Source organism: Megasphaera stantonii, assembly GCF_025567065.1.
Classification (GTDB): Bacteria; Bacillota; Negativicutes; order Veillonellales; family Megasphaeraceae; genus Megasphaera; species Megasphaera stantonii.
Window position 1 is genome coordinate 1 of sequence record NZ_JAOQKD010000016.1, and the last position, 21,472, is coordinate 21,472.

18 protein-coding genes are annotated in these 21,472 nt (G+C 55.4%); 2 read left to right on the plus strand and 16 right to left on the minus strand.

Features of this window, described 5'->3' with window-relative positions; translation table 11 throughout:
- The 9 genes from OCV58_RS08665 to OCV58_RS08705 all read right to left on the minus strand — a co-directional run.
- Positions 1-611, minus strand: a 611-nt coding sequence (locus OCV58_RS08665) for an ESPR domain-containing protein (RefSeq protein WP_267312863.1), incomplete at its 3' end; no start/stop codon positions are given.
- Positions 608-1,066, minus strand: a complete 459-nt coding sequence (locus OCV58_RS08670) for a hypothetical protein (RefSeq protein WP_154877598.1) — start codon at positions 1,064-1,066, stop codon at positions 608-610. The genes OCV58_RS08670 and OCV58_RS08665, both read right to left, overlap by 4 nt.
- A gap of 913 nt (positions 1,067-1,979) precedes the next feature.
- Positions 1,980-2,531, minus strand: coding sequence for a hypothetical protein (locus tag OCV58_RS08675; protein WP_154877599.1), 552 nt, complete (start codon positions 2,529-2,531; stop codon positions 1,980-1,982).
- Positions 2,532-2,595: 64 nt separating this feature from the next.
- Positions 2,596-2,949, minus strand: a complete 354-nt coding sequence (locus OCV58_RS08680; RefSeq protein WP_087478507.1) for a YerC/YecD family TrpR-related protein — start codon at positions 2,947-2,949, stop codon at positions 2,596-2,598.
- A gap of 92 nt (positions 2,950-3,041) precedes the next feature.
- Positions 3,042-6,686: a PolC-type DNA polymerase III gene (locus OCV58_RS08685; RefSeq protein ID WP_154877600.1), complete on the minus strand. Its 3,645-nt coding sequence runs from the start codon at positions 6,684-6,686 to the stop codon at positions 3,042-3,044.
- A gap of 53 nt (positions 6,687-6,739) precedes the next feature.
- A complete protein-coding gene (locus OCV58_RS08690; protein WP_267312864.1) occupies positions 6,740-8,221 on the minus strand; it encodes a VanW family protein in 1,482 nt (493 codons plus the stop codon).
- A gap of 2 nt (positions 8,222-8,223) precedes the next feature.
- Entirely contained in the window at positions 8,224-9,249 is a 1,026-nt protein-coding gene (holA, locus tag OCV58_RS08695) for a DNA polymerase III subunit delta (RefSeq protein ID WP_154877601.1), read from the minus strand.
- Positions 9,250-9,252: 3 nt separating this feature from the next.
- Positions 9,253-11,361, minus strand: a complete 2,109-nt coding sequence (locus tag OCV58_RS08700; RefSeq protein ID WP_154877602.1) for a ComEC/Rec2 family competence protein — start codon at positions 11,359-11,361, stop codon at positions 9,253-9,255.
- A complete protein-coding gene (locus tag OCV58_RS08705) occupies positions 11,358-11,885 on the minus strand; it encodes a ComEA family DNA-binding protein (RefSeq protein ID WP_154877603.1) in 528 nt (175 codons plus the stop codon). Before OCV58_RS08705 ends, OCV58_RS08700 begins: the two co-directional genes overlap by 4 nt.
- 258 nt (positions 11,886-12,143) lie before the next feature.
- Here OCV58_RS08705 and OCV58_RS08710 point away from each other — a divergent pair, with 258 nt between their 5' ends.
- Positions 12,144-13,019 (plus strand): phosphoribosylaminoimidazolesuccinocarboxamide synthase, encoded by an 876-nt coding sequence (locus OCV58_RS08710; protein WP_087478501.1) that lies wholly within the window; start codon positions 12,144-12,146, stop codon positions 13,017-13,019.
- 72 nt (positions 13,020-13,091) lie between these two features.
- Here OCV58_RS08710 and OCV58_RS08715 read toward each other — a convergent pair whose 3' ends face one another.
- The 3 genes from OCV58_RS08715 to OCV58_RS08725 are packed head-to-tail and all read right to left on the minus strand — an operon-like array spanning position 13,092 to position 15,417.
- The gene (locus tag OCV58_RS08715; protein WP_154877604.1) at positions 13,092-14,021 is read right to left on the minus strand and encodes a DUF1848 domain-containing protein; all 930 of its coding nucleotides are present in this window, start codon (positions 14,019-14,021) and stop codon (positions 13,092-13,094) included.
- Positions 14,022-14,044: 23 nt separating this feature from the next.
- On the minus strand, positions 14,045-14,632 hold the full coding sequence (locus OCV58_RS08720; protein WP_267312865.1) for an adenine deaminase C-terminal domain-containing protein: 588 nt from the start codon (positions 14,630-14,632) through the stop codon (positions 14,045-14,047).
- Positions 14,629-15,417: an amidohydrolase family protein gene (locus tag OCV58_RS08725; RefSeq protein ID WP_267312866.1), complete on the minus strand. Its 789-nt coding sequence runs from the start codon at positions 15,415-15,417 to the stop codon at positions 14,629-14,631. Before OCV58_RS08725 ends, OCV58_RS08720 begins: the two co-directional genes overlap by 4 nt.
- A gap of 239 nt (positions 15,418-15,656) precedes the next feature.
- Between OCV58_RS08725 and OCV58_RS08730 the strand changes: the two genes are divergently transcribed.
- On the plus strand, positions 15,657-17,039 hold the full coding sequence (locus OCV58_RS08730; RefSeq protein ID WP_154877605.1) for an NCS2 family permease: 1,383 nt from the start codon (positions 15,657-15,659) through the stop codon (positions 17,037-17,039).
- A gap of 85 nt (positions 17,040-17,124) precedes the next feature.
- On the opposite strand, the gene OCV58_RS08735 is transcribed toward OCV58_RS08730, so the two are convergent.
- From OCV58_RS08735 to gatC, 4 genes are all read right to left on the minus strand, one after another.
- The gene (locus tag OCV58_RS08735) at positions 17,125-17,574 is read right to left on the minus strand and encodes an acetyltransferase (protein ID WP_267312867.1); all 450 of its coding nucleotides are present in this window, start codon (positions 17,572-17,574) and stop codon (positions 17,125-17,127) included.
- Positions 17,575-17,652: 78 nt separating this feature from the next.
- Positions 17,653-19,092, minus strand: coding sequence for an Asp-tRNA(Asn)/Glu-tRNA(Gln) amidotransferase subunit GatB (gene gatB / locus OCV58_RS08740; protein WP_095628691.1), 1,440 nt, complete (start codon positions 19,090-19,092; stop codon positions 17,653-17,655).
- Positions 19,092-20,549 (minus strand): Asp-tRNA(Asn)/Glu-tRNA(Gln) amidotransferase subunit GatA, encoded by a 1,458-nt coding sequence (gene gatA, locus OCV58_RS08745; protein WP_095628690.1) that lies wholly within the window; start codon positions 20,547-20,549, stop codon positions 19,092-19,094. Before gatA ends, gatB begins: the two co-directional genes overlap by 1 nt.
- Positions 20,550-20,560: 11 nt before the next feature.
- The gene (gene gatC / locus OCV58_RS08750) at positions 20,561-20,851 is read right to left on the minus strand and encodes an Asp-tRNA(Asn)/Glu-tRNA(Gln) amidotransferase subunit GatC (protein ID WP_087478495.1); all 291 of its coding nucleotides are present in this window, start codon (positions 20,849-20,851) and stop codon (positions 20,561-20,563) included.
- Positions 20,852-21,472 lie beyond the last annotated feature (621 nt).

The window sequence follows — 21,472 nt, forward strand, 5'->3', positions numbered from 1 at the left end:
ACATTGCCGTTGGCATCTACGCTGAAGCTGCCGTTGGCATTCTGAATCGTTTCTCCGATGACCGTACCGCCTGTTACCGTCGTCGCAGTAACTCTTCCCGTCGTGCGGACGTTGCCGTCATTATCGACATGGAAACCCGTATTATCGTCCGTACCGCCAACCCACAGGCCGTCTTTGCTCAACGTGTTATGGGTACCTTTCGTATTGCTGGCGTAGAATCCGTCTTCGTTGACCACCGTATATTGGTCAGCCGCACCTGTCATGCCACCGTCTTCGCCAGTCTGCATGTCGTTGTCAACGGCCTGTTCACCGTCTTTCGCGGCAGTCGGCGCCGCAGTCGGTGCTTCAACCAGTTTTACCACCGGCGACGAGGTTTCGTCGTTGTGAACGGTGCTGTTCAATTGTTCATAATACAGCTCTTCGAGCGTTGGATCAGCTGCTTGAGCCGGCACAGCGCATATCCCTGTCGTCAATATCAATGCAGCCAATACAGCTGCAGCGCTCCGGCCTGCGCGGCTCGTTGTACTCTTCGTACAGCTGTGGGCAAATTCTGATGTTACGACGTACTGATGTTTCACTTTACTCCAAATAACCTTGTAAATCTTATTCATACTGTACTCCTCCTTATGGCAGTATTGTCTTTGATATGTAATGTGTTTTTATTTCTATGGAGGGAAAACCACTTTTCCCGACAAGCCTGGCTGCAGAAGGTCGTCCGTTTATCTTTCGGCTCCGTCACTTCTACGAAGGTTCCGCAGTTGCGGCATTGAAAGGATCGCCGTATGACGACGGAGCTGACCTTCTTGGAATGCTTCCAGTACAAGCGCTCACAGTGAGCCGAGCAGAACTTGATGCGCCGGTCCGTCGGCTCGGTCACCCGCACCAGCTTGCCGCATTTCAGGCAGCGGAAGGTACGCAGGGCTTCCTTTTTCCGCGACGAACGGACATGATTGTTCGCGCCGTGCCGGTGGGCGTAGCGGCGGCAGTAGGAACTGCAGTATTTCTGCGTGACGCGGTCAGCGATAAATTCCTGGCCGCACACGGCGCATACAGCCTGCCGCTTCATCGGTATCCCCCGCCATCTCCAGCAGCCATATACCGCATCGGCCCTATACAGGCACGCAAAAAAGACAGCATACGCCTATGCTGCCTAAAAAACACATTATATATTACAGGGTACACGTATCCCCGGATGTTAGTTACAATAAGGGCATGATAAACAGAGGAGTACGTCTTATCACTACGGCACCCCCCCCCCCGTATTAATATTCATATTCATACGGTTTGATACGTTGTTCCTGCATGTTAAACGGTTCCAGCCAGAAATCATGTCGTTCACCTCCTCTTATGAGTTTTAGTTTATCATATATGATAGTAAATTACAATATCCCCTGATACATTAAATATATGATATGTAATACGGTATATTTTAATTTTTTTATGAATACATTATTCTATCTATGATTAAAACTCATCATAGATAATGGTGAAATCAGTTTAGGTAAGATGAGATCACTATCTCTTGTTTTTATTTGCGTGAATATAAATTCAGTAATTATAATTATTTTATCTATTTTCAATCCACCCCATGTGATATTGCACGGGTGGGCATATTTGCGTCGTTTTTTCACCAAATAAACCGCACATTTCTTTACCTTGTTAAAGCGAGAAATCAGGTAATTTATGTCATGACAACAGATATACTCCACAATATATCTCCTGGGACAGTATAGTCTGCTTTCTTCAACGTAGAAGTAATATGCATACGACTTGCATCTATCGCTTCTTCCTTTATCCATCTAATGGACAAATCCCCATCATTTCTTGACTAGGGCGAACAAAAGATAATTACCATCAAAGGCGTACAAAAAAAGCAGGCTGAAAATTCATCTTCAACCTGCTTTATCTATGCCGATTTGTTTGTTGCTTTTGCCGTTCAGAAAGTTTTTATCCTTTTCTCTAGGATCCTTGCTCCGCCCCTACTGCCTCCACGAACCGATGGTTTCCATAATGGCAGCCGTGCCAGCGTTCAAGTGGGGGAAGCGCGTGAAGCCTGTCGCCCGCTCTATGAAGGTCATGTACTCGTCTGCTTCGTCTTCTATGGCCTGCAGGAGGCTGCCGTCGACGTGCTCCAGCAGGGCCAGATCGGCCTGCTCATATCGTCCCGTAAAGGTCAGAAGACGGGCCGCGTCGTACGTAATGCCGCGAAAGGGCGGCAGGCAGGCCAGCTGCGTCAGGTACCGGCATTTGTCGCTCAGCGCCGTCAGTCCGATCGGTTCGGCGCCTGCCGCTGCGGCCGCTTCCTTGAGCCATCGGTCGACGACGCCTTCCAAAAAAGCAAAGAGCGTCAGCAAGGCGGCCCGCTCGTACCGTCTGGCGAAGAATTCTCCTTTCGCCGAGTCTTTTTCGTGATGCCGCAGGGCTCGTCCTTTAAAGGCCTTGTAGTCCTTCCACAGCTCCTCGTACACCGAGGCCTGTAATATGTCGACGTCGCCGTTTTGAAAGACCGTGACGTTGATCTTCGCTTTCATTCGTCATTCATCCTTTCCACATAAAAAGCTCCCGCCCAAACGGGAGCCTTTCTGCCGTATCGTATTATGCGTCCTGCCCGTGGCCGTGCTTTCGGTTGGACGTCGTCTTTAAAAATTCCGGATCGTGCTCGGCCATGCGGGTCAGGATTTTTTCATAGCCGCCGCTGCCGTACATGAGGCAGCGCTTGATGCGGCTGATCGTCGCCGTGCTAGCGCCGGTCTTCTTGACGATGTCCTCGTAAATATCGCCGGCCTTGAGCATGCGGGCGACTTCGAGGCGGGCCGCAATAGCCTTCATTTCCTGCACCGTGCATATATCTTCAAAGAATTCGTAGCATTCGTCTAAATTTTGCAGCTGCAATATCGCCGAAAACAGCTGGTCGTGAAGATAATCCTTCAACTTTTCATTGGCGCTCATGGGCAGGTCATCTCCTTCTCTGCTTTTATCCTTTAGCGTATAAAACTCACACTTAATTATAAAACAGTTTGGGCAGAATGTCGAGAAAAACCTTACATGGCGAACAAATCAATCTGCTCGTCTTCGGGAAGGTCGCCCAGGCAGCCTTCTTCGGCCATGAGCTCCAGCGCCGGCTGCGGCACCTTGCCGCGGATTTTGAGGTCGGCCTTGGAGCTGAACGGCGCGTCATTGCGGGCCGACACGATCTGTTCGGCTACGCTGACGCCCAAGCCGTCGATGGCCGTAAAGGGCGGCAGGATCTTGCCCTCACAGATGGTAAAGCGCGTGGCATCGGAGCGGCTGATATCGACGTTCATAAAGGAGTAGCCCCGCAGGCTCATTTCTACGGCCAGCTCCAGGGACGAATACAAGTCCATGTCGATTTTCGTAGCACTCTTGCCCTTGGCCATAATGTCCTTCATGGCCTGCCGCTGCCCTTCCAGGCCATGTATCATAGCCGACAGCTTGAAGGCCTTGGCGCGGATCGTAAAGAAGGCCGCGTAATAGGCCAAGGGGTAATTGATTTTAAACCAGGCGATACGGAAGGCCATCATAACGTAGGCTACGGCGTGGGCTCTCGGGAAGAGGTAGCCGATTTTGTGGCACGAATCAATAAACCACTGGGGAATGTGGCCTTCCTTGAGTTCTTCTTCGTAATTGGACGTCTTCTGGCCCAGCTTGTTGAGCTTGTCGATGCCCTTGCCCTTACGGACGTTTTCCATGACCTTAAAGCTCGTCTTGGGCTTGATGCCGTGCTGAATGAGATAGTTCATGATGTCGTCACGGGTAGAAATGGCTTCCTTCAGCTGCACCGTGCCGGACGTGATGAGGTCTTGGGCGTTGTTCAGCCATACGTCCGTACCGTGGGAGAAGCCGGATATGCGCACCAATTCCGAGAAGGTCTTGGGCTTGGTATCGACGAGCATCTTGCGGACGAAGGACGTGCCGAATTCAGGAATGCCCAGGCTGCCGACTTTGGAGCCCAGTTCTTCTTCCGTCACGCCTAAGGCTTTGGGTGTGCTGAACAGGCTCATCGTCGCCGGGTCGTCGAAGGGAATGGTCTTAGCGTCGACGCCGGTCATGTCTTCGAGCATGCGGATAACCGTCGGATCATCATGGCCGAGTATGTCCAGCTTAACCAGACGGCCTTCGATGGAGTGATAGTCAAAGTGGGTCGTAATGATGCCGCTGTCCTTCTTATTGGCCGGGTACTGGACAGGCGTAAAGTGATGGACGTCCATATCGCGGGGGATAACCATGACCCCGCCGGGATGCTGGCCCGTCGTACTCTTGACGCCGGTGCAGCCGCTGACCAGGCTGTTGACGTAGGCATCGTTGACCTGCATGCCCCGGGCGGCGGCCCATTTCATGACGTAGCCGTAGGCTGTTTTATCCTTGACGGCGCCGATGGTGCCGGCGCGGAATACGTTGTCCTTGCCGAACAGTTCTTCCGTGTATTTATGGGCCTTCGGATGGTATTCGCCAGAGAAATTCAAGTCGATATCGGGTACCTTGTCGCCGTCGAAGCCCAGGAAAATCGCGAAGGGGATGTTGTGGCCGTCCTTATGCAGCTCTGCGCCGCACTTCGGGCATTTCTTATCGGGCAGGTCGAAGCCGCCGCCGACTTCCCCCTTCGTAAAGAACTCGCTCCACTGACAGTTCGGGCAAACGTAATGAGGCGGCAAGGGATTGACTTCCGTAATGTCGGACATGGTCGCCACGAAGGACGAGCCGACGGACCCACGGGAGCCTACGAGGTAGCCGTCGTCATTGGAATGCTTAACGAGCTTATGGGCGATGTAATAGAGCACGCCGAAGCCGTGGCCCAGGATAGACGTAAATTCTTCGATGAGCCGGTCCTCGACGATTTGCGGCAAGGGATCGCCGTAAATCTTATGGGACTTTTCATAGCACATGTTCTTCAGGGCCTCCGACGAGCCGGCAATCTGCGGGAAGTACAGCGTTTCCTTCGGCACGGGGCGCACGTCTTCAATCATGTCATTGACCTTGTTGGGATTGGTAATGACGACCTCGCGGGCCCGTTCTTCACCGAGGTAAGCGAATTCTTCCAGCATTTCGTCAGTCGTGCGCAGGTACAGGTCGGGCTGGAACTGGGCGTCCTTAAAGCCCTTGCCGGTCATGAGGATTTCCCGGTATATCTTGTCTTCCGGATTGAGGAAGTGGGCGTCGCACGTCGCGACGGTCATCTTGCCCAGCTCGTCGCCGATGCGCAGGATCGTGCGGTTGATGTCCCGCAGGCCTTCGTCGTCGGGCACGTATCCCTCGCGGACGAGGAAGCTGTTGTTCGTCAGCGGCTGGATTTCCAAATAGTCGTAGTAATCGGCAATTTTCTTCAGTTCTTCATAGGGCAGCTTTTTCTGCACCATAGAACGGACCAACTCGCCGGCTTCGCAGGCCGAGCCGAGGATGAGCCCTTCGCGGTACTCGTTCAGGACAGCTCGGGGAATACGGGGACGGCCGCGGTAAATGTATTTCAAATGGGAAATGCTGACCAGCTTGTACAGGTTGCGGATGCCGACCTGATTCTTCGCCAAGATGATGATGTGGTAGGACTGATCGATTTTTTCGTCAAACAGGTATCCTTCCATGCCGTAAATAACCTTGATGTTGTTCGTCTTGTCCGTCGACAGCTCCTGCAGGAGCGGGAAGGACTGGACGACGCCGTGGTCTGTGACGGCGATGGCCGGATGGCCCCATTTTTTGATGGTCTTAATGAGCTGCTTGACCGTAATCAGGGCGTCCATGTCGCTCATGACCGTATGGAGGTGGAGCTCGACGCGCGGCGTCGGATTGTTGTCTTCCCGTTCGACCGTAACGCCTTCGTCGTCGGCCATGATGTCGTTGGCGTTGAAAACGTAGTCGTTGACGTACGTATCGTATACGACGTCGCCGCGCATGCGGACGTAGGCCCCTACTTTCATGCGCTGGGAAAAGGTCGCGTACTCGTCGGCAGACATGGCGTTTTTCTGACGGAACTTGCCGCCGCCGTTTCCGACAGTCAAAAACTGACGGGCCGAGATGCCGTTCGTCGAGTCGGCAATCTGGAAGGACAAGAGGATGCGCTTCGATTTCAGCTCGCGGAATTCAAGCTTGACGATTTTCCCCTTAATAATGACGTTATTTCGTTCTTCGCCGAGGATTTCCGTAATAGGCGTCACGTCGCCGCCAAAGGCCTTGCCGTACCAGACGCGGCTGTTGCCACCGTCGGCGGATGCGCTGGCTCCCCCTCCTGCCGGAGCCGACGAGCTGCGGGAGCTTCCGCCGTCGCAGGCGGCCTTGCAGGCCTTTTTATAGTCTTCGTCAAACAGCTCGGCGTCTTCTTCATACAGGCTGTCGTAGCAGTCCTCATGAGGAATATCGTAACCGTCCAGATCGTCCGTATAGACATTGGCTACGCTGCGCAGCCCTTCGTCGTCGCCAACCGCCGCTAAGGGCAGGTCGCCGCCGTGGTGAATGGCCATGACCTGGTGCACGACGTCTACCTTCCCGGTTAAATCCAGGCGGCTGCATACCTTGCGCCGCAGCAGCGTCATATCCGCCACGGCCCGGTCCGACTGGGTACGGACCTGCCAGGCATGTTCGGCCGGCGAAACACAGATTTCTTCGACGCATACCGTATGATCCGCGTCGAGGGGTATGAGTAGCTCTTGCTTAGGAACAATATGCCATACTTTCATCAGTTGTATATCCTTTCAGAAATATCAGGGTCGCCCTACCGGCAGGCAGCCGGCTAAAAGGCAAACATATCGTGAGGCGCGTTGATCAGCACATCCTGAGGCTGCAGGTCCGACGTCTGGACGACTGTTTCCGACGCCGGCCCGTTGGTGACGATGATTTCATCGTTCGGCGCGTAGTGCGATTCTATCGTATCGGTATATTTGTCGCCGTCCGTATAGTTGACGGTGCGGCGGATGACGATGTCGTGGCCGTCGTAGCCGACCTGCTCGCAGACATCAGAGGTGACGGCGTCGCTGTGCCTGCGGATGACCTTATGGGGCAGGTTCTGCAAGTGAATCGTCTGGAAAGTCGTCGTACACGTATCGGCGTGGTTGCCCAAGATGTACGTCGTCACCGTATTGGCGCCGGCAACGGTGTAAATATATACGGGATGCTGGAAGGGATTGGTAAAGGCGAAATCCAGCGAATTATCGGCTACAGTCGCATCCATGCCGACGGGCACGTAAGCCGCCGGGGCAAAATGGGGCGCCCGGCCGGCGATGAACAATCCGGCCCGCAGGACGGCGTTGAACAGGGTCGTGCTGACCTGACAGACGCCGCCGCCGGCGTCGGGGACGAGCTTGTTGTCAAAATATACCGGCGCGTCCTTGTATCCCTTGTCGCGGGTCCGCGTGCCGACGTAGCCGTTGAAGGAAAAGTCCTTCTGAGCCGGTACGAGGGCATGGTTGAGCCGCTTCTGGGCAATGGCGATATTTTCATTCCGATCCTTGTTGGAGTCGTCAAAGTGGGTCGTGTAATAGGACAGCACCGTGTCGATATCCTTTAAATCCCCTTCCTTGACGGCCGCTTCCTCTCGCGACTGGATCGGAGCTTCCATGTCCTCCGTAACGCCGCGGTCCAGCTGGTCGTGAATCTGCTGTTTCAGCCCGGCATCATCCAGGACGATGCGATCCTTTTCCTTGTGAATGGACACGGTCTTGTTGTCGCTGTTGGGCACGGCATAGGCGTTTTCCGGAGCCTTGTCATAGACATCGTGGATCTGCTGAACCCGTTCGTCCAGCTTTTCTTCATCCACCTTGAGGGACAGGGGCACGTCTTTCCCGAACCGCAGCGTCGCGACGACGTCGTTCAGGCGCTGCCACGGCGTGCCGCGGCGGCCGACGAGATACACGTCGTCAAGGATTTTTTCCTTGTCAAATTGCAGCTCCAAGTCGTCGAAGTCGATCGTCTCGTCTATCTCTTCACCGGTCAGGCGAATCGTCCGGCCCTTGAGCTCTCCTTCCTTATCGTCTACATACTGGCGCGCCTGTTCCTCCGTCCAGTCCCGCACGGGCTGGCCATCGAGGGTCACCCGGTCCGCCGCCGCGCTCTGGGCGGCAAAAAATCCGGCGAAGGCCAGGACGCAAAGAGCGGCGACGGCGCCGACAGCTTTCTTCCACGGCCGCCGTTTCTCGACGATGCCGTGCTTTTCCCGATAGCGGCGGCGATAGTCCTTCATGCGCTCTTTGCGCGCCTTCTTTTCTTCATCATCCAACGTTAAACCCTGCCTTTAGTTCGGCAATATAGGCAGATGAGCGGCCCGACGTCGTCTATCGCCGCCGTGCCTCTGCGAATATTGCGCTGTAATGTAAATATATTGGTAATCAATTCCTGTAACTCTCTTATTGTCCAATAGGGCGCGGCTTTTTGCAAGTGATATAACACATATTTTACACTTCTGCCCTTATTGATCTGCGTCATGATGGATTCGCACTGGCGCTGGCCCATGCCGGCTTCCTTTAATTCCTTATATGCTAGGAGCAGGCGCAGGCGGGACATCATATAGCCCACATTCTTCAAGAACAAGTCCTGCCGCGAAAACAGCCCTTCCAAAAAAGGCACGACGTGCCGACCGTCGCGGCGCAGGAAATAGTCCATAAAGGTAAACAAGTTTTTCTCCATCGTCCCGGCGAACAAGTCCGCCACGTCGGCTTCGTCGACACTGCGCCGACTGTCGTCCAGGGAAATGCACAGCTTTTCCAGCTCAGAAAAGACGTACATGAGGGAAATCTCGCCCCAGGTCTGAAATAATCCGCGCAGGTACTGCTCGGCCCGCAGGGTCAGCTTCTTTCCCCGTGCTTCCAGGAAATCGCTGACGTAAGGCATGACGTTTTTCTCCGTCACGGCCTCGCCTGCGACGACGTCGGCCATAGGGCGCAGTTCCTTGAAAAAGGCGCAGCCCGTGTCTACGTTTCCCTTGGTATAAAACAGGACGCCGTTTTCATCGGACAGGGTCCGCAGCTTTTCCAAAAACCACGTCTCTTCCTTGGTCAGCTTGCTGCGCGACCGGCCGCCGCGCTTTATCGGCAGGAAAGGGCACTCGGTCCATACGACGACGCTGCCGCCGCCGAACAGGCTCGTCCCTTCAAAGGCCTCGACGACGGCCGCCGCAGGGGCGTCCTTTTTGAACTGCCGCACTGCCGCGTCGCCGCCGGCCCGCTGTTGGCAGTCGGCAACGAAACGCCGCCGGGCCTGCTCCATCAAATATTCTTCTGTTCCGTATATCACTGCGATTGGTTTCATCGTTTACTCTCCGCCCCGGGCCGTAAAAGTCCATTCGCCCTTTCGATAGGTTCCCGTAATCTGTCCGTCGCGAGCCGGCGAAAACCAGGGGATATCGTATAAGGCCGCCCCTTCCGCCCATTCGTCGTACCTCTCGTCGTGACCGCCGCCGCGATAGAAAATCAGCGCCGCGGCCCGGCTGGGAAAGGTCTTCTCCTCATATGGCGGCAGCTGGCGCAGCTCGAGACAAGCCCCTTGAGGAAGCCTTCTCTGCGGCAGGCCGTCGTACAGGTAATAAGGAATCGCCCCTTCTGCAGCAGCGACGGGCATAGCGTCGTCAGCCAATCGGCACGGCTTATCCAAGGTAAAATTGGCCTCGATCTGAGCCGCCGTCTTCTCCGGCTCGTGGCCGACGACGGTACAGCCGGTCAGTCGGAATACGCCTTCATACCGCAATGCCGGCGTCAGCGTGTAGGCCGCCTGCTCAGGGTTTGCCCAGGAACTTTTATTATACCACAGATAGGCAGAATCATCATCATAAACGACGCACGTCGCCTTATCTTGTCCTAAATCGAAGACGTGGACGACGGCCTCAGGCTTGTGCAGCTGTCCCCAGCCCCAGGAGCCAAGGCCGACAACGGCTGCCAAGACCAGCAAGATGCGCCTCTGTCTAGGCCAGACGAAAACCGCGGCAAGAGCCGTATACCAGGCGGCGACAGTTGGCAGAGACATAGCTCCGGCCCAGAAACGGCTGTGCGGCAAGGCGGACAGAAAATAGTTTCCCTTCACGGCCAAAGCCAAAAGGGGCGACAGGCCGTGCAGGACCATATGGGCGACGGGCTCGCAGAGAAAGCCGAGAACAGCGGCGGCCAGTCCCAGGACAATGACTAAATCCAATACGGGGGCGACGAGGAGATTGGCCGCAAAGGAATAGACGGGAAAGGCGTGGAAATTGGCGAACAGCAGGGGCAACAGCAAGGCCTGGGCGCACAGGCATACGGACAAGCCATCTCGCAGCAGCGCCGGCAGAGCGGAAAACCAGGGCCGCACCTTGCCGCAGAGCAGGACGATGCCGGCCGACGCGCCGCAGGACAGGCGGAAGCTCAAATCATAGAACAAATACGGGCTGTACAGCAGCATGAGCAGCACTGCCGCCGCCAAGGCCTGCACGCTCGCGTAGTCCCGCCGGGCCCACAGGCTGAAGGAACAGATCAGCCCCATGATGGACGCCCGGACGACGGGCGCGACGAATTCGGCCATCGCTCCATATAAAAGGACAAAGCCAGCCGATAGAAAGAACTGCCATTTTCCCCGCAACCCGGCTGCCCGGCCTAAAATCTGCACGACCGACAGGAGCAAGGCAATGTGCGACCCCGACACCGACAGGATATGAATCAATCCCGTCACGCTGAAGCTCTCAATCAGCTCCGGCGGCAGCTCGTCGTAATGGCCGCCGAAGAGCAGGCTGCTCAGGATGTGCGCCCCGTCCGTTCCCAATACGGCGCGGAAGCGGTCCGTCATGGTTTCGCGCAGATTCGCCAAGGTATGACGCCATCCCTGCGCCGGCTGAAGCAAGGTCAGGCCGCCATCGTCGCCGTAGCCTTTTAAGAAAATGCCTTTTTCCTTGTCGCGGTGCTGTGCATCGTAGGCTCCGCCGTTTTTATAATACCGAATGGGCCGCAGGACGCCGCGGAAGGCGACGCGGGCCGAAGGCTGAAAGGACGGATCAGCCGGCGCCGACACATACACTGCGCCCGCTCCTTCCCGGAACGTGCCTTCGCCGGCATAGGCGAAACGCTCCATATCGACGACATAGCGAGCCATCGCCTTGCCGTCGGTTTCGTAGGTACTGCCTTTTTCCCGGAGCGTCCCTTCCATATAGATGTCGGCTCCGCCGACATAATGAGGCAGCCCGTCGTACTGCTCCGCCGCCAGCTGCAGCCGCGCGCCGCCGGCCAGCAGGCAGAACAGCAAAATCAGAGGCCAGGCCCAGCGCGTTTTTCTCGCCGCCGCGGCTAAGAGGACGGCGGCAAGACAGGCGGCAGCCCATTCCGTCAAGGATACCCCCAAATAATCTGCCGCTGCGATGCCGATGCAGAAGGCCGACACAGCCCCCAGCCCCCGGTACATCATATCGTCACCTTATCCTGCAGCTCTTTATATTTCGCCGGTCCGATGCCCTTGACCTTCTGCAGTTCCTCTATGCCGGAAAACAAGCCGTGCTCGTCCCGATAGGCAATGATCTTCCGGGCCATAGCCGGCCCGATGCCCGGCAGCTCGCCCAGCTTCTCCTCGTCGGCTTCGTTGATGTTGATGCGGCCGTCGTCTGTCTCGCCGACAGGCGGCGCGCCGTTTAAGTCGTAAGGTATATGGATATGCATGCCGTCAGCCGCTTCGTCGGCAAAGTTGACGGCCGCCGCATCGGCATAGGGCAAGACGCCTCCGGCGGCATGGACGGCTTCACCGACGCGCACGTTCTCGTCAAAGGCGTATAGCCCAGGCCTGCGCACGGCGCCGCTGACGTAGACGTAGGCCGACCGGGGCTGAGGTGCTTCTACAGCCGGCATAGCTGCTGGTTCTTCCAGCCAATCCGGCAGCGCCCCCTGCAAAATGAATAAAGCCGCCAGCAGGCAGACTCCTATGAGCACTTTCTTCATATACAGACCTCCTCATTCAGGTATTTCTTCTTCACTTCTCGGTCTGCATCGGCCGTTCCTGCCGCCGTCATCAGGTTTAAGCTCCTTCTAATCTTCGTCTCATAAAGAATCTCATATTTTAATATTTCTCCGTCATTCTCCGCCGCCGGCTGGTTATTTCGGTCAAAAACGAGCAATCCTATTCCATCGTCTTACATTTTGTGATATGATAAGTACATTCATCATGGATATAGTTTTAAATATATTGGAGGCCAGAACATGAAAGAATACAAACCGTTCAAATCAGGTAAAGTCCGCGAAGTATACGATGCCGGCGACAGCATCATCATGGTTGCGACCGATCGCATTTCCGCATTCGACCACATCCTGAAAAACCAGATTACGAAAAAAGGCGCCATCCTCACGCAGATGTCCAAATTCTGGTTTGATTTGACGAAAGATATTATTCCGAACCACATGATCTCCGTCGACAACGCCGACATGCCCGAATTCTTCCAGCAGGAACAGTTCCTCGGCAACAGCATGAAATGCAAAAAGCTGACCATGATCCCCATGGAATGCATCGTCCGCGGCTACATCACCGGCAGCGGCTGGGAAAGCTATAAGGAAAACGGCACGATCTGCGGCATTCAGCTTCCCGAAGGCCTGCAGGAATCGCAGAAGCTTCCCGAACCGATCTTCACGCCGAGCACGAAAGCCGAATTAGGCGACCACGACGAAAACGTCTCCCTCGAACAGGGCGCAGCCGTCCTCGACAAGACCTTCCCCGGCAAGGGCATGGAATACGCCGAAAAAATCCGCGACTACACCCTCGCCCTGTACAAGAAATGCGCCGATTACGCCTTGTCCCGCGGCATCATCATTGCCGATACGAAGTTTGAATTCGGCCTCGACGAAGAAGGCAACATCGTATTAGGCGACGAAATGCTCACGCCGGACAGCTCCCGCTTCTGGCCCCTCGAAGGCTACAAGCCCGGCCAGTCCCAGCCGTCCTATGACAAGCAGTTCGTCCGCGACTGGCTCAAAGCCAACCCGGACAGCGATTTCCTCCTGCCGCAGGACGTCATCGACAAGACAATTGAAAAATACGAAGAAGCCTATGAAATGCTGACAGGCAAAAAATTCGATAAATAAGCGATAAAAAATGGATTCAGCTCCTCGCGCTGAATCCATTTTTTTGTTATATCCCACAGCATTACAAAGCAATCAAAAATCCAGTACCATCTGAGGCGACCGGCATGACGCTATATACCGGTCATACACCTCGTCTTCGGGCCGCACATACCCGCCCAACAAAGGCGACGCCGGGTCATGGATTCTGCTGACTTCTCGATTTGCGCCGCCGGCATAGCAGTACCGGCAGCCGCCTCGGCATGTACGGTAGGCACCGATGTCGATACTTTCCGCACAGCCGCAGGCCGGCCGCTGGTTCGCATCTCGCTTGACCAGCAAGGGCTGTTTCAAAAGCTGTTCAAACAAGGTCTTGTCGATGCAGTGACCATGAGAAATTCCGTATTCAGCCAGGTCCAGGTCTTCGGCACACGTTTCCATCTGCAGGCCGTGTGCCCGGCAAATCGCCGCCAAGGCCCGGGCCAGCCGCCGTTTCTGCGCAGCCGGAAAGGGCTTTAGACCCAAGGCTGCCATAGGACGGCTGATCTGGGGATAGTAATCAAGAAAGCTAATGACGCACCGCCTCGTATACGGCGCCAGCTGCGCTGCCAGCTCGGCAAAATACCGTACATGATACGCTTCCGTATATTTAGAACTGAGAAATACAGGGTCGTACCGCCAAATGACCCGCTCCGGCCCGATGCGGCGCGACAGCTCTTGAAAAGCCGGAATAAGGCACTCCCGCTTCGACGGAATCCCCGGTTCCACATCGCTGCCGTATGCCGTCAGGGTGTACTGGAAATAATAGGCGTACTCTTCCAACTCGCCCAGCCTCGGCAGCATAGGCGCGGGATTCTTCGTCCAGAAGACAAAGCCGTCGACGACGTCAGAATGCAGGACAATGCGGCTGACGCGCCGTTCATTCACAGGCTGTCGCACCAGTACATAGCCGTCCCGGAGGCGGTTCCAAAACCAAGGAGAATAATAGGCCGGTATATCAGTCCGCCGGCTGACGCTGATAATCATATTCCCTGCCTTCCTGCTGCCCTTTAGTCAGCTTCAATATTCATAAAATCAAAGGCGTCTACATCGAACAAGCCCGTATCTAAAAGCTTAATCTGCGGGATAACCGGCAGGGACATAAAGCACAAGGTCATGACGACGTCCACATCCTCGTGGATGCCCAGCGCTTCGTGGCCGGCTGCGTAGATTTCTTCGGCCTGCTCTTCTACCCAATGGCCGTCCCGATTGCTCATGAGGCCGGCAATGGGTAGGGGCATAGAGGCGATGACGGCTCCGTCCAGCACGACGGCAATGCCTCCTTCCTGGGCCGCGACGGCTTCGACGGCCGCCGCCATGTCGCCGTTGTTCGCGCCGGCGACGATGATGTTGTGAGAATCGTGGGCAATGGATACGGCCACGGCCCCCTTCGTCAGCCCGTAGCCCCGCAGCAGGCCGAGGCCGACATTGCCCGTGCCGTGATGGCGTTCGACGACGGCGACCTTGACGATATCAGCGGCGGCATCATATACGAAATCGCCCCTTTCATCGACGGCTACTGTCGCCGTCCCTTTGCGAGTCACGACGCTGCCGGGGATAATATCTATCGTATGGACCGACGGCGAGCGCAAGGTCATGCGCAGCTTGTCGGCAGAAGCGTGACGGCTCCGATGAGATTCGGCAAATCGCGGCAGGCCGAGCCGTTGCGCAGGAGGACGTACATGCCGAGAGAAATGCGTTCCAACGCTTCCTCGGCAGTGGAGCATTCATGGTCCGTCCGAATTCCGGCAGCGGCATAGGCCTGCAGCCCGCCGCCATGAAGGCCCGGGCTGTGTCCGTCGACGAGCTTGCCCGCTTCATGGGCTGCCGCTAACTTGTCCAGTACGTCGTCCTGGGCCGCCGTAACGCCGGGATAGTTCATAAATTCCCCTACGCCCAATATGTGCCGATCCTGCAGGGCCCGGGCCAGCTCTTCCGCGCCGATGACGGCGCCGCTGTGGTCAAAGGCCGTCGCAGGCACGCAGGACGGAGCCATGAATTGGATGTCCAACACGGTCTGCTCCGCCGCTTCGGCCATATACTGCAGTCCGGCCAGCCCGCAGACATTGGCGATTTCATGAGGGTCGGCAATAATCGTCGTCGTTCCCCTGGGTACGACGAGGCGGCCGAACTCCTCCGGGCTGACGTAGGACGACTCGATGTGGATATGGCTGTCGATGAGGCCCGGCGCGGCATACCGCCTTCCGGCGTCGACGACGCGCCGTCCTTCGTAGGAACCGCCGATACCGGCGAGGACGCCGTCTATGATGGCGATGTCCCCTTCCCGTATGGACTGGGTATACACGTCGACAATACGGCAGTGTTTAAGAACCAAGTCGCAGGGAATGATCCCCTGGGCCGCTTCAATTCTTCGTTTCAACAAGTCTTTATATGCAGAAGCCGTAAGTAACTCTCCTTTGTTTGCCAATTATAGGTACTCATATTGTACCATACCCGCTGCGGGGAAGCCAAAGCATCTTGCCGAAAAACATCTTCTATACGACAAATTTATATGACTATAAAAAATATTTTTACCCTTTTCATTGCTATTTCGACCTGAAAAGGATATAATCATACCCATGTTTTTATTTTATTTTTATAAATTCACAAAAGGGGTGCATTATGAACTTCCTCGACCGTATGTTTCATTTGACGCAAAACGGCACGACTGTAAGAACCGAGCTCATCGCCGGCATTACGACCTTCATGACCATGGCCTATATTCTGGCCGTCAACCCGACGATTCTGAGCGCCGCCGGCATGGATAAGGGCGCCGTCCTAACGGCGACGGCCTTGGCGTCCCTCATCGGCACGCTGTGCATGGCCTTCTTTGCCAACTATCCTTTCGCCCTGGCTCCCGGCATGGGCCTGAACGCCTTTTTTGCCTATACCGTAGTCCTGCAGATGGGCTATACTTGGGAAATGGCCCTGGCCGCCGTCTTTGTAGAAGGCGTCATTTTTATCGTCCTATCCTTGACAAACGTCCGCGAAGCCATCTTCAACGCCATACCGATGACCCTGAAAAAGGCAGTGTCCGCCGGCATCGGTTTGTTTATCGCCCTCATCGGCCTGTTCAACGCCCAAATCATCGTCGCCAACCCGGCTACGAAGATTTCCCTCTTTTCCTTTAAGCAGGCCGTCGCCGACGGCACCTTCCACACCGTAGGCATTACGGTACTGCTGGCCATGCTGGGCATCTTGTTTACGGCCTTCCTCATGATCCGCCACGTCCGCGGCAACGTCCTCTGGGGCATCCTGTTTACGTGGATACTGGCAGTTCTCTGCGAACTGACCGGCCTGTACGTCCCCAATCCGGAGCTGCACATGTACAGCGTCATTCCCGACGTATCTGCCGGCGCGGCGGCCTTTGCTCCGGCCAGCATCGCCCCGATCTTCGGGCATCTCGATTTCAGCCGCCTCTGGTCCGTCGATTTTCTCATCGTCATGTTCGCCTTCTTATTCGTCGACATCTTCGACACCTTGGGCACACTCATCGGCGTTTCCTCTAAGGCCAACATGCTCGACGCCGACGGCAAGCTGCCCCGCATTAAGGGAGCCCTCATGGCCGACGCCGTCGCCACGACCTTCGGCGCCGTCCTCGGTACCAGCACGACGACGACTTTCGTCGAAAGCGCTACCGGCGTCAGTGAAGGAGGCCGCACGGGCCTGACAGCCGTATTCGTCGCCGTCTTCTTCGCCTTGTCCCTGTTCCTGTCGCCCATCTTCATGGCCATCCCGGCCTTCGCCACCGCGCCGGCCCTGGTCATCGTCGGCTTCCTCATGCTGACCTCCGTCGTCGGCATCGACTTCGACGATTTCAGCGAAGCCATTCCGGCCTACATTACCATCATTGCCATGCCCTTTTGCTACAGCATTTCCGAAGGCATTTCCTTCGGCGTCATTTCCTACGTCATCCTCAACGTCCTGACGGGCAAACGGGAAAAAATCAGCCTGCTCATGTACATTCTGGCGGTCATCTTTATTGGAAAATACATCTTATTATAATTTTACATACGCTGCAAAATAAAACCTCTGCCGTCTTATGCGTTCGTTCCGCATGACGGCAGAGGTTTTATACGTTACAGATACGCTATCTCGGCAGCTTCATGTACAGCAGCGGATAGGGATTGCCCTGTTCGTCCAAATCTGACCGCTTATACACCGTAAAGCCCATGTGCTCGTAAAAGCCGACGGCCTGGGGATTTTGCTCGTTTACCGTTACTTCACAGGCGCCGTATCGTTCCACGGCCTGCTGGATCAAGGCTTTTCCGATTCCCTTCCCTCGTTCTTCCGGCGAGACGAAGAGCATTTCGATACGGCCGCCGTCCAATCCCAGGAAGGCCGTCATGACCTGCTGCTCGCTGCAAGCCGCGACTAATACGGGCACGCCGCCCAGAGCCTGCGGCACGTACTTCTTAATGGCCTCGATTTCGTCGGCCGATAAAAAATCATGCGTCGCCTTGACCGACCGTTCCCACAGCTCCGTCAAGGCCTCGATATAGGCATCTCTGTTCCCTTTAATTTCTGTAATATTCATCATAATCTCCTGCCTACAGGAAAAACCGCTTATGTTGAATTGCGGCATAAGCGGTTTTTCTATTCGTACTCGGTATTTACATTATTGCAAATTTTTCGTCAAGAGCTCGTTGACGACGCCGGGGTTGGCCCGGCCCTTCGTTTCCTTCATGATCTGGCCGACGAGGAAGCCGATAGCCTTCTTCTTGCCGGCCTTGTAGTCGGCAACGGACTGCGGATTGGCTTCGATGATCTTCTTGACCAGTTCTTCCAGTGCGCCCGTATCGGTAATCTGTACGAGGCCCTGTTCTTTTACGACGTCATTGGCCGACTTGCCGGATTTCCACATTTCAGGCAGTACCTTCTTGGCGATTTTGCCGGAAATGGTGTTCTTGGCGATGAGCTGGAGCAGTTCGGCCAGCGCCGCCGGCTGTACGGGCGCATCGACAGCGCCTACGCCGTTTTCATTGAGGAGCTTGGCAAATTCGCCGAGCATCCAGTTCGACGCCGTCTTGGCATCGACGCCGCATTTGACGACGTCTTCGAAATAGTCTGCCGTCTGCTTTTCCAAGGTCAGCAGGTTGGCGTCGTATTCGGGCAGGCCCAGTTCGTCCATAAAGCGCTTCTTACGGGCGTCGGGCATTTCCGGCAGCTCCTTGCGGACTTCTTCAATGTATTCCGGCGATACTTCGATAGGAATCAAATCCGGTTCGGGGAAATAGCGGTAATCGCTGTCGCCTTCCTTGACGCGCTGGAGGAACGTAACACCCTTGGCGTCGTCCCAGCCGCGGGTGCACTGCTGAATCGTGCCGCCTTCTTCGAGGATCTGGGCCTGGCGGACGGCTTCATATTCAATACCCTTCTGCACGCCGCTGAAGGAGTTGATATTCTTCAATTCCGTCTTCGTGCCGAGCTTGTCGCTGCCGACAGGACGGACGGAGATGTTGGCATCACAGCGCATGCTGCCTTCTTCGAGGCGGCAGTCCGATACGCCTAAATACTGGAGAATGGAACGCAGCTTTTCCAAATAAGCCCGCGCTTCTTCGCCGCTGCGCAGCTCCGGTTCGCCGACGATTTCCAGGAGAGGCACGCCCGTGCGGTTGTAGTCGACGCAGGACGAATCGGCCGTGTCGATGCTGCCGCCGCTGTGAACGAGCTTGCCGGCGTCTTCTTCCATGTGAATGCGGGTCAGGTGGATGCGGCGCTGTTCGCCGTTGACTTCGATATCCACGTAGCCGCCCTTGCAGATAGGCAGGTCAAACTGGGAAGTCTGGAAGTTTTTCGGCAAATCGGGATAGTAGTAGTTTTTGCGGTCAAATTTGCTGTACGGCAAAATGTCGCAGTGCAGCGCCAGCCCTGCTTTGACGGCAAAGTGGAGCACTTCCTTATTGAGGACAGGCAACACGCCGGGCAGGCCCAGGCAGACCGGGCAGACGTGGGTATTCGGTTCGGCGCCGAATTCAGTGCTGCAGCCGCAGAAAATCTTTGTCTTCGTTTTCAGTTCGACGTGGACTTCCAAGCCGATAACGGATTCGTATTTCATTATAATTCAACCTCCCCCATAGGCAACGGCTTGCGCAAGTCCGTTCTATTCTGTTCAAAGGTGTAGGCTGCACGAAGCAGCGTTTCTTCATCGAGAGCCTTGCCGATGAGCTGCATGCCGATAGGCAGGCCGTTCTTGTAGCCGCAGGGAATGCTAAGCCCCGGAAGTCCTGCCAGGTTCAGCGTAACGGTGCAGACGTCGCCTAAGTACATGGCCAGCGGATTGCCGCTGTTCTGGCCGATCTTGAAGGCCGTGTCCGGAGCCGTCGGCGTCAGGAGGACGTCGCATTGCTTCAGCGCTTCGTCGTAATCATGCTTGATAAGCGTGCGGACCTTCATCGCCCGCAGATAGTAGGCGTCGTAATAGCCGGAGCTCAGGACGTACGTGCCGAGAAGGATGCGGCGCTGTACTTCCGGGCCGAAGCCTTCGGAACGGGTCTTGATATACATATCGACGATGTCCTTGCCTTCGACGCGCAGGCCAAAGCCGACGCCGTCGTACCGGGCCAGGTTGGAGCTGGCTTCGGCCGGCGCGATGATGTAGTAGGCGGCGATGCCGTATTTTACGTGAGGCATGCTGACCGGCACGATTTCCGCGCCTAATTTCTTGTACGTTTCAATGGCTTCGTCCAAGGCCTTGCGGCATTCGGCGTCGAGACCTTCACCGAAGAACTCTTCGGGAATGCCGATCTTCATGCCCTTGACGTCGTTGACCAAGGCCTGCTTGTAGTCCTTCCTGGCCTGCGGAATAGACGTCGAGTCTTTCGCGTCGTGACCGGCGACGGCATTCAATACGATGGCGCAGTCTTCTACGTCGTTCGTAAAGGTACCGATCTGGTCGAGGGACGACGCAAAGGCGATGAGGCCGTAGCGGGAAATGAGGCCGTACGTCGGTTTGAGGCCGACGACGCCGCAGTACGCCGCAGGCTGGCGGACAGAGCCGCCCGTATCGGAGCCGAGAGACCATACGCATTCGCCGGCAGCGACGGCAGCGGCCGAACCGCCCGACGAGCCGCCGGGAACATAATCCAGTCCCCAGGGGTTATGCGTAATCTGGAAGGCCGAGTTTTCCGTCGAGCTGCCCATGGCAAATTCATCCATGTTGGTCTTGCCCAGGCTGACGTAATCGACATCCATCAGCTTTTCAATAACCGTCGCATTGTACGGCGATTTGAAATGTTTCAGCATCTTGGACGCGCACGTAGCGTACTGCCCTTTAATGCAGATGTTATCTTTAATAGCCCCGGGAACGCCGGCCAAATCGGCAATGGCTTCACCGGCAGCGATCTTTTTATCGACGGCAGCAGCCGCTTCCAGCGCAAATTCGCGGTTATCCGACAAAAAAGCCTGAACCTGCGGTTCTACGGCGTCTTTGCGGGCAATATAGGCTTTCGTCAATTCAACAGCGGATAATTCGCCCTTGACGAGCTTGTCGTGTAATCCATGTATCGTTACCACAATATCCCTCCTTAATCCTGAATGACCTTCGGCACTTTGAAATAGCCGTCTTCCGGTTCCGGCGCGTTTTGCAGCGCTTTATCATTTGGCAGGGACGTATGGGGCACATCGTCGCGCATGACATTGGACATGGATACGGCATGAGCCGTCGGCTGTACATCTGTAATATCTACCTGACTCATGAGATCCATATACGATAAAATGTCGTTCAGCTGTTTCCCGACAGCGTCAATCTGGTCTTCCTTGATTTCCAAGCGGGACAACAGTGCAATTTTCTTTATTTCTTCAGCACTGATTTTCATACAGACACTCCTCGCAGAAAAATTTTAATACGTATTTACAATAGGATATTATACCATATGAACGGCATAAAATCATCCTATTTTAACGAGATGACCGTACCAAGTTGCTGTAAATATGTATGATAAATCACATACTCTGGCCCTTCTCGAATACGCGCCTTCCGGCATGGACGATACTGCAGCTTCTGTTCGGCTTCCGGCAGCATGGACCCGGTTCATTTTATATTTTCATCACATTTGTACAGTAAATTTCCACAATTATTTTGCACCAGCACAAAAGAGCAGCGCTTTTGCAAGTATTTTTGACAGGAATCATTCCGATAGCTGCCTTGCTGTATCGGTATCTCATTCAGAATATACGGGTACGGCTGCGTTGCTATGCTTATATGTCTCCCCATCACGCCAGTATTTGGCACTATGGGCTGTGTCACAGAACGCCATAAAGCGGCAACGGTACTGTCACAGCAGCGCCGCTATGACTTCTTTTATTTCTGCATAATAAGATTTCCTCGCCAGTGCCGTCTTCAACCCGTATCCCGCGCTGCCAGAGCATATTTTATTAATTTGAAGACGCCTTGCTAACCTGAATCTGCGGCCCGTTCTTTACGGATGTTTGCCTGC

Excerpts from the sequence above, each read along its gene's own strand:
- OCV58_RS08670 (WP_154877598.1), bottom strand. The coding sequence starts at position 1,066 with ATGAAGCGGCAGGCTGTATGCGCCGTGTGCGGCCAGGAATTTATCGCT.
- OCV58_RS08675 (WP_154877599.1), bottom strand. The coding sequence starts at position 2,531 with ATGAAAGCGAAGATCAACGTCACGGTCTTTCAAAACGGCGACGTCGAC.
- OCV58_RS08680 (WP_087478507.1), bottom strand. The coding sequence starts at position 2,949 with ATGAGCGCCAATGAAAAGTTGAAGGATTATCTTCACGACCAGCTGTTT.
- OCV58_RS08685 (WP_154877600.1), bottom strand. The coding sequence starts at position 6,686 with ATGAAAGTATGGCATATTGTTCCTAAGCAAGAGCTACTCATACCCCTC.
- holA (WP_154877601.1), bottom strand. The coding sequence starts at position 9,249 with ATGAAACCAATCGCAGTGATATACGGAACAGAAGAATATTTGATGGAG.
- OCV58_RS08700 (WP_154877602.1), bottom strand. The coding sequence starts at position 11,361 with ATGATGTACCGGGGGCTGGGGGCTGTGTCGGCCTTCTGCATCGGCATC.
- OCV58_RS08705 (WP_154877603.1), bottom strand. The coding sequence starts at position 11,885 with ATGAAGAAAGTGCTCATAGGAGTCTGCCTGCTGGCGGCTTTATTCATT.
- OCV58_RS08710 (WP_087478501.1), top strand. The coding sequence starts at position 12,144 with ATGAAAGAATACAAACCGTTCAAATCAGGTAAAGTCCGCGAAGTATAC.
- OCV58_RS08715 (WP_154877604.1), bottom strand. The coding sequence starts at position 14,021 with ATGATTATCAGCGTCAGCCGGCGGACTGATATACCGGCCTATTATTCT.
- OCV58_RS08720 (WP_267312865.1), bottom strand. The coding sequence starts at position 14,632 with ATGACCTTGCGCTCGCCGTCGGTCCATACGATAGATATTATCCCCGGC.
- OCV58_RS08730 (WP_154877605.1), top strand. The coding sequence starts at position 15,657 with ATGAACTTCCTCGACCGTATGTTTCATTTGACGCAAAACGGCACGACT.
- OCV58_RS08735 (WP_267312867.1), bottom strand. The coding sequence starts at position 17,574 with ATGATGAATATTACAGAAATTAAAGGGAACAGAGATGCCTATATCGAG.
- gatB (WP_095628691.1), bottom strand. The coding sequence starts at position 19,092 with ATGAAATACGAATCCGTTATCGGCTTGGAAGTCCACGTCGAACTGAAA.
- gatC (WP_087478495.1), bottom strand. The coding sequence starts at position 20,851 with ATGAAAATCAGTGCTGAAGAAATAAAGAAAATTGCACTGTTGTCCCGC.